The 14,988-nt window shown below is 45.1% G+C and carries 9 protein-coding genes; 5 read left to right on the top strand and 4 right to left on the bottom strand.

Annotated elements, in window-relative coordinates; translation table 11 throughout:
• Window positions 1–3 precede the first annotated feature (3 nt).
• The 3 genes from JXL83_04640 to JXL83_04630 are packed head-to-tail and all read right to left on the bottom strand — an operon-like array spanning window position 4 to window position 4,174.
• Window positions 4–2,856: a BamA/TamA family outer membrane protein gene (locus JXL83_04640; protein MBN2363401.1), complete on the bottom strand. Its 2,853-nt coding sequence runs from the start codon at window positions 2,854–2,856 to the stop codon at window positions 4–6.
• Window positions 2,846–3,247, bottom strand: coding sequence for a hypothetical protein (locus JXL83_04635; GenBank protein MBN2363400.1), 402 nt, complete (start codon window positions 3,245–3,247; stop codon window positions 2,846–2,848). The genes JXL83_04640 and JXL83_04635 overlap by 11 nt, the downstream gene beginning before the upstream one ends.
• Before the next feature lie 57 nt (window positions 3,248–3,304).
• On the bottom strand, window positions 3,305–4,174 hold the full coding sequence (locus tag JXL83_04630) for a CPBP family intramembrane metalloprotease (GenBank protein ID MBN2363399.1): 870 nt from the start codon (window positions 4,172–4,174) through the stop codon (window positions 3,305–3,307).
• A 116-nt stretch (window positions 4,175–4,290) separates the two neighbouring features.
• Between JXL83_04630 and JXL83_04625 the strand changes: the two genes are divergently transcribed.
• The 5 genes from JXL83_04625 (at window position 4,291) to JXL83_04605 (ending at window position 11,166) form a co-directional block, all read left to right on the top strand.
• Window positions 4,291–4,596 (top strand): nucleotide pyrophosphohydrolase, encoded by a 306-nt coding sequence (locus JXL83_04625; GenBank protein ID MBN2363398.1) that lies wholly within the window; start codon window positions 4,291–4,293, stop codon window positions 4,594–4,596.
• Complete coding sequence (locus tag JXL83_04620) at window positions 4,586–5,992, top strand: CCA tRNA nucleotidyltransferase (GenBank protein MBN2363397.1); 1,407 nt, start codon at window positions 4,586–4,588, stop codon at window positions 5,990–5,992. Before JXL83_04625 ends, JXL83_04620 begins: the two co-directional genes overlap by 11 nt.
• Window positions 5,989–7,206 carry an asparagine synthetase B gene (locus JXL83_04615; protein MBN2363396.1) on the top strand — a complete coding sequence of 406 codons (1,218 nt, stop codon included), beginning with the start codon at window positions 5,989–5,991 and terminating at the stop codon, window positions 7,204–7,206. The genes JXL83_04620 and JXL83_04615 overlap by 4 nt, the downstream gene beginning before the upstream one ends.
• Window positions 7,207–7,329: 123 nt before the next feature.
• A complete protein-coding gene (locus tag JXL83_04610) occupies window positions 7,330–9,213 on the top strand; it encodes a T9SS type A sorting domain-containing protein (protein ID MBN2363395.1) in 1,884 nt (627 codons plus the stop codon).
• A 204-nt stretch (window positions 9,214–9,417) separates the two neighbouring features.
• Window positions 9,418–11,166 (top strand): tetratricopeptide repeat-containing sensor histidine kinase, encoded by a 1,749-nt coding sequence (locus tag JXL83_04605; protein MBN2363394.1) that lies wholly within the window; start codon window positions 9,418–9,420, stop codon window positions 11,164–11,166.
• Here JXL83_04605 and JXL83_04600 read toward each other — a convergent pair.
• Window positions 11,110–14,979 (bottom strand): tetratricopeptide repeat protein, encoded by a 3,870-nt coding sequence (locus JXL83_04600; protein ID MBN2363393.1) that lies wholly within the window; start codon window positions 14,977–14,979, stop codon window positions 11,110–11,112. The two genes, JXL83_04605 and JXL83_04600, sit on opposite strands and share 57 nt — an antisense overlap.
• Window positions 14,980–14,988: the final 9 nt, after the last annotated feature.

Raw genomic sequence — 14,988 nt, 5'->3', positions numbered from 1 at the left:
GTTTCAGAAATCTTCTCCGATTGAAAAATGTATCTTCGTCCTGTTGTCTATATTACGCAGGTCAGTGGGAATGGCGAAGTCAAGCTTGAGTACTGCAGACATAAAAAACATCCTTATTCCCCATCCTATGTCGAGTTTCATGTCCTCAAGGCCGAATCCTCTTTCCTGGTCGTCCGAAAAGACGTTGAATTCTTTTATGTAATCAGCCGTTCCGCCGGCGTCAATGAAAAGACAGCCTCTGAGTCCTCCTAAAAGCAATGGAACGGGGAAGATCACGTCAAGATAATCAACGAACGGAAAACGCGCTTCAATCGAAACAAATCCGGTGTTGAAGCCGGTTAATTCATTGACATCGTATCCTCTCAGGTTGTTGTATCCGCCAAGATAAAGATTCGGCGGGTTTGTTCCTCGTATCCCGGAAAGATAGAGCCTGAAAGCCAGGTTGCTTCTCGGGGTTATGCGCCAGTATTTTCTGAAGTCAAAACTTCCCCAGTAATATCTCGAATTGGTCGAGATCCGCTGTGCGACTCCTCCTCCGAATCTCATTCTCGTTCCGAGAAAAGGAGACGTGTAGCCCCAGAGGGAGTTGTCGAACACGTAGTAAAGTGAAGGGGCGATAAAAACCTCGGAAGTCTCACCTGAAAAAAAAGCTTCAGCCTGGAAAGAATCGTAATAATAGTGTTTTCTCTCGATCTGATAGACGTCCATCATCAGATCGAATCTCTGAAATCTGTTGAACGGATACAAAAAAAGTATTTCTCCGCCCAGATACTTGTCTACGTTTATCGTGTCGTCCTTGTACCAGTAGGCGTAACTTTGCTGATAGACGCCAAAACCGACGTCCCATCTTTTGGGCAGATAGTAATAAATCAGATTGAAATTGGATTTCAGAACGTCCTGAGCGAGATCCGTTTGAATCAAAAATCTGTGATTTCCCATGAAATCGCTGAGGTATATTGTAAGAATACCGGCGAATCCATAAAGACTCGAATACGCCATCGAAGCCTGACCCCAATCGGCGCTGATCTCAATACCCGGTTTCTTCCAAAGGAGAGTGTCTTGGGTTCTGTCGACTTCGGTATAGACGTCTATGAACTCCGCGCTGTCTAAAGAAAATTCCAGTTTTTCGAGGGTTTCGAGAGGATTTTGTAAAGTGAATATGTCCCATTTGCCTGATGTGTAAACGCTGAGTACCATCCTGCTTGATTTAGCGTCCATAGAAAAACTCTGTATCTCTCCGGGAAGATTTGTCAGTTGAGTTATCTCGCCGGTTTCGAGATCGCATGAGTAAAGGTTGTTGCCGGGCGTGTAGGATGCGAGAAAAAGCAATCTGGCAGGCGAGTTTTCCGAAGAGGAAGAAAGGCAGGGATTTGACACTGACGAATTGCGCGGGGTCAGTTCCCTGACAGTTCCGTTTTCGAGATCCATTTCGAATACAGCGTAATCGCCATATTCCCATGAATCGTTCTCATTCCTGTCACTGCACCAGTAGAGGTATTTTCCGTCATTCGAGGCAAAGGGATCCTTGTCGTCAAAAATGTCGTCTGTCAGCTTGTGCAGAAGGACGCCTTCCGGGTCCGTCGAGTATATGTCTGTTTTTCCGTTAACGGTGCCGACGAAATAAATTATGTTCTGGTAAGACCAGTAAGGAGATCGCGCGATGTCGAGGTCGAAATCGAGTTTCTTTATCCTTTGTCCCGATTCCGCGTCAATGATCCAGAAAAGATCTCTTCCTTCGCTCAGTGAGGAGAGAATAATCCTGCTTCCGTCAGGCGACCAGGAAGCGTGGCTTGTCAGAATGTGAAGACCTTCGAATTGAGGCGTTCTCTGCCCTCCGACGAGTTTTTTTTCCACTTTGCCTGTCAGAGCAGACATTTTCAGTATGTCCAGATAAACTCCTGCGTCGCTGATGAAGACGACGTCCAGGCCGTCGGGGGAAATTACGGGAGAGAGGTTAATGTAATTAGACTGTTTTTTGGTGTCGGTAAGTCTCACTGAATAATCGTCAATTTCAGCGTAGGAGTTGTAATGGGGCCAGTACAGCGAATAAAGGAATTTTGTCCATTCTTCATTGAACGTTTCGTAGTCTATGTTCAGAGTTTTTTGTATGGCTCTTCTGAGAGAGCCCGTGACTTTTATGTTGTGAAATATTTCTCCGATTTTCTGTCTTCCGTATTTCTGGGCTATGAAATACATGACGGACTGCCCTTCTTTGTATATTATGTATCCGCCGTAATAATCAAGATCGAAAAGGCTGACGAGTTTGTTGGAGAAGACGAGGTCTCTCAAGTACATGTACGATTCGGAATTCCATCCGCTGGATTCAAATTCAGCCGAGCCCTCGAACCACCACAGCGGTACGTCCATGGAATATATTTTCATGAATATGTTGGTGTGGCCGTAGAGTACGTCGTTTTGAAAGGCGTGGGTTATCTCGTGCGTGAGTACGTGCCTGAAATCCGAGAAAGATCCGTTAAAAGGAACGACGACTCTGTTTTTGAGAAATTCGGTGAATCCGCCGACCGATTCCGATATCAGATCGAGAATGACGTTGGTCTGTGAAAAATCGTTGGGGCTTCTGTATATCAGAACAGGTATTTTGACGCTGAAATCGTGATCGAAATTCACGGACATGTCTGAATAAGCGTCTTCGGACACCTGGCAGGCGAAATCGGCTATTTCATCCATGCCCTGATAGTAGAATATCCTGAAATGTTCGGTCTCGGTGACTTTCCAGTCGAAGCTCCTGTACTGAAGTTTATTCTGTCCGAAATACTGAGAGTGAATAGGGATGTGTATAAAGAGAAGCGGTAAAAATACGAAAAATATTTTCGGCGCCGGATATTTATATTTCATTTTTATACCCCATTCTCATGAGCTGGGCCGTGAGAATTTCAAAATCCGTTATTATGTCCTTCTGTCCCATGAGACCGTTCCAGACATCGAGCTGGGAGAACATTGAAAGGAAAGTCTGAGTGTCAAGGGGTTTGACTACTGCAAAAGCGTCCTTGCCCATCGCGATGAAATACCTTATTTCTCCCAAGGGCAGGGATGAAAGATCTTTTATGATGACCGGAGAAATGGCCGCGAGGATCTCTTCCTGCGATTCTGTGTGAAAATAGCTCACAATAGACAGGCCGTCTTTGTCGGCAATTGTCATTCCTTCGACAAAATTGTGCTCTTTTACGAATCTTTCCAGCATGGCGAGGATTTCCTCGGCGTTAGACGATATCGCGTATTCAATCATTTCTTCTCCTTTTTGTCAGTTTATATCACTTATTCATCATATTATCAAACAAGGTGTTCAGTTGAGGAAAAACACGAATATGTCCATAATCAGCGCTATCAGCCAATGTATGAGGGCGCCGGGAAGAACCGAACACGAAAGATAGGAAAGAGCGCCGACAAGCACGCCGCCTATCATCGAGGAATATACTTCTATTTCAGGTTTTCCAAGATGGGCGAAGGAAAAAATTACGGCCTGGACGAAAATAGCGCGCACCGGTCCCATTTTTTTGGCGAGAGAAAACAGCATAAAACCCCTGAAAAAGAATTCCCAAACGTACAGATAATAAAACCACGTCAGGTCAACCGACCAGAAATCCGCGGTGGTTTTTATCATGTGCCTGAACAGGGGATAAGTGGTTATGAAGTCGGGTTTTTTGGAGAAATAAAAAAGAACGGGCGTCATGAGTGCGGTCAGCGACAGTATAAGCGGAAGCCAGAATTTCCATTTTCCTATACCGAGACCCAGAGATCGCAGACTGAATCCTGTGTGCCTGCAGTAGAAAAAAATCACCAATGCGGGGGGCACCGTCACAAAAACGCCTGTTATAAAGGGATACAAAGGGCCTGTAAGAGGCGAATAAGGCGGGAAAAGCCGCTGTCTCAGTTCAGGCAGAAGATCGCCTGAGGCAAGCGGAACAATTGCGGCCGTCATGGCGGCTGTCCAGAAAAGGATGTTTCCGAAGTTTTTCTTTTCCGGGAAAGAGGCCACTGCCAAAGGCAGAAGGAGAAAAAGGAAAGTCGAATAAGTGTAATTGAGAACGAGAGAGCTCCAGTATGGAGCGGATCTGTACATCAGGACGAGGATTATGTAAGTTGATGCCCAGAATATCCAGGCTTCGCGCGTCAGGAAGATCTGGAAAAGAATTTCTTTGATTGATTTTTTCATATTAAGATTTTACGTCGAATAAAAAATCCTTTTTCGCTTTGTGTAAAGAGATATAATATATTTTTCAAGCAATCAAGGGGAAAAGTTATCAACATGGCAATAAACAAGGGAATAAAATGACTGTGAAGGAATTTCAGAAAAATATAAAAGATCTTTTCGGTGAAAGAGACGAAAGGCGCGGTTTTTCAAAGAGCTTCAACCATTTCGTCGAAGAGGTCGGAGAGTTGGCACAGGCGCTGAGAAAGAAAAAACTGGTGGACTGCGAAAACGAATTCGCCGACGTGCTGGCTTGGATGATGACCTGCGCTAATCTCGCAGGAGTGGACGTAGAGAAAGCCGCCGGAAAATATTTAGGCAAGTGTCCTTCCTGCGGCGGGAATCCCTGTTCGTGTCCGGAAGGTGAGGGTTTTTTTGACTTGTAATATCCAGGAAAACGAGGTTTTGCTAAAAAATATCTCTCGGGAAGTCAAAGCTTCCGGAGGAAGGCTTTTCGAAGTCGGAGGAACTGTAAGGGATTCTATTTTGGGTCTGAAAAGGAAAAACTACGAGATGGACGCCGAAGTTTACGGACTCAAGGCGGACGAGCTCGAGAAAATTATGAGGAAATTCGGAAAAGTGGACCTTACGGGAAAATCTTTCGCTGTTTACAGAACCGGCACACTTGAAATATCTTTGCCGAGAAAAGACAGAAGCATTGGAAAAGGGCACAAGGAATTTGAAGTGGAAATCGCTCCCGGGATGTCTTTTCCTGAAGCCTGCAGAAGAAGAGACTTCACCGTAAACAGCATTCTGAAAGACCCTCTGACTTGCGAGATAATAGATCCGCTTGGAGGAGTCAGGGACATCAGAAACGGGATTCTGCGCGCCTGCGACCCAAAGCATTTTGCCGAGGACCCTTTGAGGGCATACAGGGCTATGAGGTTTACGGCTACGCTCGGTTTTCCCATAGAAACCGGAACCATGGAGCTTTGCAGAAGGATTGATGTATCTAACCTGCCGGCAGAGAGGGTGTTCGGAGAGATAAAGAAAATGTTAATAGAGGCCGATTTTCCGGGCAGAGGGCTTTTGACCGCACACTCGCTTTTTCTTCTTTCCCGGGAGCCTGAACTCACTTCGATGGTGGAATGTGCGCAGGACATTTTGTGGCACCCCGAAGGGAGTGTTTTTATTCACACGGTTCTTTCACTCGACGTCGCGGCCACGTTGAGGAAAAACATAAAATCAGACGAAGACAAGCTGGTGCTGATGCTCGCCGTTCTTTTTCACGACATAGGAAAGACCGTAACTTCCAGACAGGCTGAAGAGGGTAAAAAAACCGGCAGAATTATCTCTCCCGGACACCAGCCCCTCGGGGCCAGAATAGCCAGAGATGTCCTCAACAGATGGAGGGCTCCAAAATCGGTCACGGAACGGGTTTCGTCTCTGGTCATGTCGCACCACAGGATATACGACTTGTGGAAATCTCGTGATATTGTGACAAAAGGCGCTTTGAGACGGCTGATGAGTCAGACAGAGCTCGATCTGATGAAGCCCCTTTTTCTTGCCGACAAATACGGAAGAGGCCAGGTTTTGGGGGTTTCGGAAGAAATATCGTGGCTCGAGAATACTGTCGAGGAAATGAAGATTGACAGTGAACAGCTCAAACCCATAGTAATGGGAAGGCATCTTCTTGAACTCGGTGTCGCATCCACGCCTTTTATGGGAAAAATTTTGTCCAGGATTTACGAAGCTCAGCTCGACGGGGATTTCGATTGCCTCGAAGACGGCTTGAAATTTGCGCGGAAACTTTTAGAAGAAGAAACGGAGAAACAGATTTGACCGCGGGAATTTTATTTTTGGCGCTTTCTTCGAGGATTTTTGTTCCGATGGATATGGCTCAGACCAACCACCTTAAAGCTTACGGCGTCGCGTACAGGTCACTGGAGGTGGGACTGGAAGTCGAATGGCTGATAAATTACAGGGGAGGAAGTTTCATATTGGAGGACAATCCGGGAATTGAAGACGACCTCAAACTTTCCGGAGTAGTGTACACGGTTATTTCACCGGAGAAAGAAGCCCTTATTAAATCCGAAATCCAGAGCACGAACGCCGACGTCGTCCTCCTGCTTAAAGCTCCAAAAGTAGCCGTTTATCAGACTCCGACGGCACAGCCATGGGACGACGCGGTCGTCCTCGCGCTCGACTATGCAGGTATCCGTTACGACAGAATATGGGACGCTGAAGTGATCGAAGGAAAGCTTTCCGATTACGAATGGGTCCATCTTCACCACGAGGATTTTACGGGTCAGTACGGAAAGTTCTGGGCTTCGTACAGAAACAACGAGTGGTACATGGATCAGGTCAGACTCAACGAAGAGACGGCCCGGATTCTCGGATTCTCCAAGGTCTGGGAACTCAAGCACGAAGTCGCAAGAAAGCTTTACGAGTACGTCGAAAACGGAGGCTATCTGTTCGCGATGTGCTCGGCTACGGACACGTGGGAAATAGCTTTGGCCGCATACGGCAGGGACATTGTAGCCGAGCCTTTCGACGGAGATCCCGTCGGAACGCTGGCGCCGGACACTTCGAGCTCCCCGGCATTCACCTGTTTTGAGATAATCACTGATCCGAACGTGTACGAACATTCGACGATAGACGTCTCGCAGGAGGCTCATTTGCGCGGAGAAGATGTGTTTTTCGCCCTCTACGAATTCAGCGCGAAGGAGGACCCCGTTCCGACGATGCTCGTCCAGAATCACGTCGGGACAGTCAGGGAGTTTCTCGGTCAATGCACCGGATTCAGGCGTTCATGTGTCAGATCAGAGATAACCGTTCTCGGCGACGTGCCGGGCGCCGACGAGATAAAATATCTCTGCGGCAACATAGGACAGGGCAGTTTCGCATATCTCGGAGGTCACGACCCCGAGGATTTCACTCACTACGTCGGCGATCCCCCGACGAATCTCTCTTTTTTTCCGAACTCGCCCGGCTACAGGCTTATTCTCAACAACGTCCTATTCCCTGCCGCCAAGAAGAAAGAACTGAAGACGTGAAAACATCATATATAATTATGAATTAAATAAAATTTTTTAGTTAATAATATAACTTCCTTGACATATATAAACCTATTGTATTTAATATTCTTTTATCCTTAAAAATAAGGAAAGGAGTGCGCTATGAAGAAAATGTTATTCGTCGTCGCAATTTTCGCGGCAGCGGCAATCACGGCAATGCCGTGGACGGGGAGTAATCTGAGCTCTGGAGTCAGTTTCCTCTCTCCCGATTCGGGAACGCCTGATGCTTACGGATATGTATACGTCAAATCCGGAGACCCGGGCGGTCCGACTTACAACTGGATTGACATATCGACGTCAGGGACTTTAGTGACGGGTCTTATGGACGACAATGTAGTAGGGCCTTTTCCGATCGGTTTTGATTTTCCCTACTATTGGTACACAGTTGATCATGTATACATAGGTTCAAATGGTTACCTGTCATTTTCAAGCAACGCGAACCTTGCTGATCCTTTTCACAATATACCCTTGAGTACACCTCCGAACGATCTTTTGGCAATATTCACCGGAGACCTTGATCATTCTCCGGGAGTCGGATCACCTTCGGTTTACCATTATACATCTGCGACATTGGATACATTCATAGTCACATTTGACAGTGTTGAGGAATGGGCTGTTCCCGGTACTTATCACACTTTCCAGGTCATTCTGACTAAAGCTGACAGTTGCATAACCATGCAGTACGGACCGCAGAATGGAACTTACAACCATTCAGGCTCAGAACACGATATGGCTGGTATAGAAAATAACACAGGAACAATAGGTCTTCAGTATTTCCGCGACGGTGCAGCAGGTGCCGGCGCTGCCAGACCTGTAGATGGAATGGCAGTCGCCTATATACCGCCGGAATCAACTACCCTTCAGATTCACGATGTAGGTATTTCGTACATAGACAATCCCATAACAGGCGGTATTTTCAGGGACAGGGGTTCTGTATATTATCCTGTGGCAGAGATTACAAACTACGGTAATCAGCCTGAAACAAACTTCAACGCTATACTGAGAATATATAATAAAACCGGAGCGACAATTCTGTTCGCTGACACGGTTGCCGTAACGACCACTCTCAATCCCAGCGATGTTTTTGTCTGTAATTTTGATTCTTTCCTCCTTCCCGATATAGACACTACTTACCGGGTTCAGGTCAGAACTTATTTGACCGGCGACATGACCCCCGGCAACGACTCGATAACACTAAGGCTTCAGGCATTTACAGCTCCGGCCTGGTTTAATTACGGAAACGACACAATACCGGCTTCCGGATCTTCATGGAACGGAGATTCATCCGGATACGGCAACATGTACGAACCCCCGAATTATCCCTTCACTATAGATTCAGTAGGATTCTTCCCGGCTTCTGTTGATGCAAACGGTGATGTCGAACTGATTATTATGGACGACGATGGAACCGACGGCGGACCTGGAACAATACTGTTTTCGACGAGATTACCTGTGACGACTGCACAAGCCGGATTGTGGTTCAAAGCGCCGGTCAGCCCTGCAGTCGTAATAAACGACGGAGCTTTTTACGTCGGTCAGATCACTGTAAATCAAACCACTTTTTCGACAGGAACCAGCGCAGTTCCTCCGGGAGCCGTAAGCAGAAGAGCTTACGAGTTTACCGGATCATGGGCACCTTCCAGAGAGTCTTCCACGCAGGATGTCTGGGTAGCCTGTTTTGGAACGTGGACTTCGGTCGGCGTAGACGAGATCGGAATAACCGTTCCTTCTCAGTTCAGGCTCGCATGTCCGACTTTTGTCACAGCGAAATCTGTTTTCAGCCTTTCTGTCGTTACCGAATCCGACGTTTCAGTTTCACTGTTCGACGTGTCGGGAAGAAATGTAAGAAATATCTTCTCAGGAACACTTTCAGCGGGAAATCACAGTCTCGGATTTAACTCTGAAGATATTTCATCAGGTCTCTACTTCCTCAGAGCGACTGTAAACGGAACAGAAAGATCATTGAAGGTCAATATTGTCAGATAAATTTTAACGATAGTTAAAATTACATTTGACATAGCAAAATGAATTAGAAAAGATAATCTCTGTACGAGATGAAAAAAGGGGGCTTTGGCCCCCTTTTTTTTGTGAAAAATTGCATCAGACCGGTAAAAGTGCCAAAAAAATAATTGCACTTACAATATTGAATGAACTCGTTTAAAATCGGTTGAGAGTTTCGAAAGGAGTCTGATGGCAGATAAAGCTGAAAATGTCCTTGACGAAGTAGAGACTCTTTCATCTGATGAGGGAAAGGTCACTTTTCTCCTCAAAAAAGCAAGAGAATTTTTCGACAAATACGAAATAGTTCCTTCATTCAACTGCGCTCTGACTGCCCTTGAGATATGTGAAAAAAAAGGCATAGACGGGAAAAAAAGCAAGGCTCTTCTGCGTCTCGGTTTTCTTTGCTTTCAGATGTCTGATTTCGACAAGGCCCTCGAATATTTTCACAAAGTCGCCCAGACGGAAACGGACACTGATCCCCTGACCAGTTCATACGAAGGAATAGGCATTGTCTTTGCCAAGATGAATATGAGGGAAAAAGCGCTGACATATATGAAAAAATCCCTTGAAATAAGAGAAAAGGAAAATGTAGACAAATGGATTCAGCAGAGCTGTAACAACATAGCAAACGTCTACAGAAGCTTCGGCGAATTCAAGAAAGGTCTCGAATACCTGGAACGGGCGAGGACAATCGCGGAAAAGACGGGCGACAAAAGAGCGCTTTCATTTATTTTCAACAACATCGGAGAGATATACAGGGAAACTGGGAATCTCGACGAAGCCCTGACATTTTACGAAAAAGCTCTATCATTAAAGCATGAGTTAGGAGACAGAAACGGGGAGGCTCCTGCGATTTTTAATATTGGCCTTGTGATGAAAGAAAAAGGGGATGTTGAAAAATCTTTAGAATACGCAAAAGAGGCTTTTGACATTTATTTTTCCACGGAAAACAATTTGGGGCAGATGAATTCGGCAAAAATACTTTCGGAGTTATTTGAGACAAAAGGAGATTTGCAAAACGCTCTTTATTTCAGCCGGGTCCGCGCTGAAAAAATGGAAGCCATTTTCAACGAGGAAAAAACCGCGAAAATAGCTGAAATGGACGCAAGATTCGAAGTTAGGGTCAAGGAAAGGGAAGCGGAAATATATAAAATGAAAAATGAAGAACTGGCGAGTGCTTACGCGAAAATAGAAAACCAGAATGCGGAACTCGCCAAAAAAAACGAAGAACTGCTCGCTATAAACATGTCCAAAGACACAATACTGAGAGTGGTCTCTCACGACCTCAAAGGTACTATAGGATCCATTCTGCCTCTGTCGCAGATGTTGTCCCTGCAGCAGAAACTCAACGATGAGGTTGAAGAGACGATCAATGTAATCAATCATTACGTAACAAGGGCTCTCGTTCTTGTCGATGACATACTTGAAGTCAACAAAATCGAAAGCGAGGATTTTTCGCTCGATCTTCAGAAACTTGACATATCCGGCCTGATAACGGAATTTTCAGGAGATTTTAGGAGATTGTCACAGAAAAAAGGCGTCGACTTTGAATGGATAAACGAATCCGGAGAATGTATTTGCCGCGTCGATTTCAACAGATTCTGGCAGATTATGCAGAATCTTTTCTCGAACGCTCTCAAATTCACGAGCAAAGGCGGAAAAATATCAGTGACATTGAGAAAAGAGAATGCTGATCATTCAGAATCGGCCGTCGTTTCCGTAGCCGACGACGGAATAGGGATTCCCGATGACATGAAAAAAAAAATATTCGACAAATTCACCGAAGCGAGGAGATTGGGAACAAACGGAGAACAGACGACAGGCCTCGGTCTTTCAATAGTCAAAAGACTGGTCGAACTTCACGGAGGAAACATAAGTGTTTCATCCGAAGGATGTGCCGGAAGTGTTTTCACTTTCCGGCTTCCCGTCTGCGGTTGAATTTTTTTCGAGAAACTTTTCAAGTTTTCTTCTTTGCAGAATCCAGTAGAAATCTTTGTAGTTTTCAGGAGGCTCTTCTATTATTCTTGTGAAAAATTCGCGTGACAGTTCCGCGTATTTACTGGAACCTGTGATTTCCCATATTTTCAAGTAAAAAGACGCCTTGACAGACTTTTCCTTTATTTTTTCCGCTTCATTTTCCATTGAGATTATCGCATGTTTTTCACCCGTAGTGAGGTAAAAAATTCTCAATTTTCCGAAGGCGTATTTTTCCCAGTCACAGGAGTGAAGTTTTCGGTGTATTAAATTTATCCTTTCCAGAAGTTTTTCCGCTGCCTCGAAATCTTTAAGCCCGAGAATTGTTTCGAATTTGTCCATGAGTATCCTCAGGAGCAGTTCTTCCATCGGCGTGTTTTCTACCATTCTTTCTGCTCTTTCTATGTAACCGAGGGATTTTGTGAAATTACCCGAGAATCTGAAGTAAGCCGACAGGTTTCCAAGAGCGTTAACTGAAGCCATTTTGTGTCCTTTTTCAACAGCCATGTCGAGGGACCGGTTGAAGCAATCGAGTGCGGATTCGTCATCTCCTTTCAGTTGATAAATTATAGCAATGTTATTCAGTTCATTCATCAGCGCCGGCTTGTCACCGAACTTTTGTGAAAGAGACATCGCTTTTTGATAGTATTCGAAGCTTTTTTCGACGTCGAGGAAAAGTTCCTGGTATGAAAGAGCGATGTTTGAGTAGATTATCTCTTCATTTTTTATGTCTCCGATTTCTTCGGCGATTTTCAGACCTTCAAAAAGATAATCCAGCACTTTGTCGAATCCGAGTTCATTGCCGCAGAATATTGCTATGTCCGACAGCAGGTGTGATTCCGATTTTTTGTCTTTCAGTCTGCGGGAAAGATCGAGGGCTTTTTCAAAATATTCAAACGCTTTTTTTATATTTTCCTTGCTGTGCCAATAAAAAGCGGTGGCTTTGAGGATGTCCATTTCGAAATCCTCGTCTTTAAATGTCGCCAGATATTTTTTGGCCTGTTTAATATAAGACATGTTTTTGTCGAGTTTGAAAAGTCTTTGAGTGATCTCTATCAAACGGAGAAGGCATTTCGGCAGAAAATCGTTTTCGCGGCTTTTTGTGATTTCCGAAAGAATTTTTTCTCCGAAAATCTCCGCTTCGTTGAGATTTCCATCCAAAAGCATCAGTTTTGTTTTTTCTATTGAGTTTGAGATTTTTTCTTTTCCCGGAGGAAGATATTTGTCGAGAGCGTCGCAAAACCGCAGTGCATCACTTGTTGCGAAGTTATTTTCAGCTTTTTCAATCGCTTTTTTCAAAAAAAAGGGCGCTTTTTCCGAGTCCATAGCCATATCGTAGTGATGGGCAATTATACCCGGATCGGATTCCCGCCTGTCCCCGGGCAAATTTTCGTAAATTCTCGCGGCTCTGGCATGATGCGCCCTCAGGTCGCTTTTTAACTGCATATCGTAAACCGAGTCCCTTATGAGTGCGTGCGTGAACTCGAATTTCCGTCCTCCGATATTTCTCCATACATTTGTCCGGAGTCCATCGGCAATAACATTTTCGAGAGGTCTTTCCAGATCCATGGAGGCCAGGATATCAGATGAAAATTCTCTTCCGAGGACGGAAGCTTTCAAAACGGCATTTTTCAGGAATTTTTCAAATCTGTCCACCCTGGAGACGATAATTGTCCGGACGTCTGACGGTATGAAATCCGTGCCCTCTGAAAATCTGAAATCATCGGACAAAATTTTATTTTCAGTCAGAAAACTCACTGTCTGCTGAATGAAGAAGGGATTGCCCTCGGATTTGTCGTGTATTCTGTCGAGTGTAGACAGCGGGACTTCGTCAGAGCCGAGAAGTTCGCGGACGAGTTCGTATGAATCACTGCGGGAAAACGGTTCGAGCATAATTTGTGTCACCCGACCCGGCAGGTCCTGCATGAAAGATCTTTCAACAATTTCATCAATCGGGCGCTGAGCCGTTATTACGACGAGAGGTAAGTTCAGGGTGTTTGAACAAATATCCTTGAGAAGAACCTTCGAATCTTCGTCAATCCAGTGAAGGTCGTCTATGAAAACCGCCGTCGGATTATTTTGGGACATCGACTTTATGAGCGATTTGACATAATAGACGGTTTCATCTTTTTTATTCTTCGGATTGAGAGAGTCGAGAAAAGAGTCTTTTGGGTTCAGTCCCGCGAGAGTTGCAAAATAATAGACGATTATATCATGTTCTCTCTTGTCGCGGATTTCGCCGCTCATCATAATTTTTTTTGTCTTTTCCCTTATCGATTCAAGAGTATTTTCGGAATTCGCATTTTTTGATATGGAAAAAAAATCCTTGATGAAATGAGAAGCGGGATTCAGAGAAGATCTGAATATCTGATCGCAGGGCATGAATATCCAAGTGAAGGAAGGATGAAGCGACGCCAGCTCCTCTATAAAAAAGCTTTTTCCTGTCCCCGCGTCTCCTTTCAGCATCAATACTCCTCCGGCGCCTTCCTTTGCCTTCGTTAAAAGGTCAGATGCGGCTCTGAGCTGTTTCTGTCTTCCGACTATTTTCCCGCCTTTACGAACGCGGGATCTTTCTTCTCTGTCATCACTCAGCAGATAGACAGGAACCGGTTCTTCGAAACCTTTCAAGGTGGCGTTTTTCAGGAATTCCGCAGAGAACCCGTCTTTAATTTTACCGAAGACCTCCTTATCTATGAGAATTCTGGGCTCCCGGGGCAGGTTTTCGTCCTTGAGCGACATTAGTCTCGCTGCGAGATTAACTTTTTCACCCTGACAGGTGTATTCTGCTCTTTCTTCGCTTCCTGTGAAACCGGCGAAGCACATTCCGAAAGAAATTCCGGCGCAAATCATAAAATCCGGTATTTTCGAGACGGAAAGCGCCATTTTTGAAGCTCTTTCGCAGAGCAGTTCTTTACCGGAGGGTGCGCCGAAAAAAGCGAGAACGAAACCGCCTTTGTCGCCGTAACTCACTCTGTTGAAATATCCTCCGGTCTTCGCGACGAGGCTTATTGTTTTTGATATGTTATCGGAAGTAAAAGGAGTGTCTTTGAAAGAAAAAAAAACGCTTACTACCTCTCTGAACTCGCCTTTAACCGTAGTCTCTAAAATTCCGGCAGGGAAGAAACTTTTAGCAACAGAAAAAGCGGTCTTTTTTTGATGAAGCCTGTTTTTTGTGGGAGAAACTTTACAAAGCGTTGAAAAGACGCCGTTTTCTGTTTGATGAAACATCCTGCGGTCTTTGAAAGAAGCCGCGAAAAAACCGTCTGCGGCGACAGAGTTTTTTTTGCAGAAACTCTGGATTTTTGCCGCCGAATCTATCGGAGGCCCTTTGAAATAATACGAGTTCTGAAATGGATTTTCAATTATGCCCCAGTTGATTTCACCGAGGGAAAGACCGGTTTTGACTGATAGAGTGAATACGCCTGACGATGTCTTTTTTATTCCTGACTCTTCGAACAGTTTCGTGATTTCCTGCGCGCAAAAAAGAGCTCTCGATGTAAAATCGTCTGAAGAGGAATCGAAAACGGCGTAGAAAGCGTCTCCTCCGAAAACCGTCACGAATCCGCCTGAGGAACTGACGATAGAAAGAGCCGGGGTAAAAACGTCGTTTATGGTAAGGGTGAGTACTTCTATACCTTCGGTGCCTTTTTCCATGAGGGTTTTAGTCATCTCCGTGAATCCCGATATGTCTGCGAAAATGACTGCACCGTCAAATTTGCCGCATTTAACTCCGTTGGAATAATTTGCCGCTATGAATTGAGGGATCAAATCGCGCATAGGATTATG

Source organism: candidate division WOR-3 bacterium, from assembly GCA_016934535.1.
In the GTDB taxonomy this organism is placed as follows: Bacteria; SDB-A; SDB-A; order SDB-A; family SDB-A; genus JAFGIG01.
Note: the sequence above shows the minus strand (reverse complement) of the source record. Positions and strands in the feature narration are given on the sequence as shown.

Bases quoted from the DNA above. Each gene is read 5' to 3' on its own strand.
- JXL83_04640 (MBN2363401.1), bottom strand. From the start codon at position 2,856: ATGAAATATAAATATCCGGCGCCGAAAATATTTTTCGTATTTTTACCG.
- JXL83_04605 (MBN2363394.1), top strand. From the start codon at position 9,418: ATGGCAGATAAAGCTGAAAATGTCCTTGACGAAGTAGAGACTCTTTCA.
- JXL83_04635 (MBN2363400.1), bottom strand. From the start codon at position 3,247: ATGATTGAATACGCGATATCGTCTAACGCCGAGGAAATCCTCGCCATG.
- JXL83_04610 (MBN2363395.1), top strand. From the start codon at position 7,330: ATGAAGAAAATGTTATTCGTCGTCGCAATTTTCGCGGCAGCGGCAATC.
- JXL83_04630 (MBN2363399.1), bottom strand. From the start codon at position 4,174: ATGAAAAAATCAATCAAAGAAATTCTTTTCCAGATCTTCCTGACGCGC.
- JXL83_04600 (MBN2363393.1), bottom strand. From the start codon at position 14,979: ATGCGCGATTTGATCCCTCAATTCATAGCGGCAAATTATTCCAACGGA.
- JXL83_04625 (MBN2363398.1), top strand. From the start codon at position 4,291: ATGACTGTGAAGGAATTTCAGAAAAATATAAAAGATCTTTTCGGTGAA.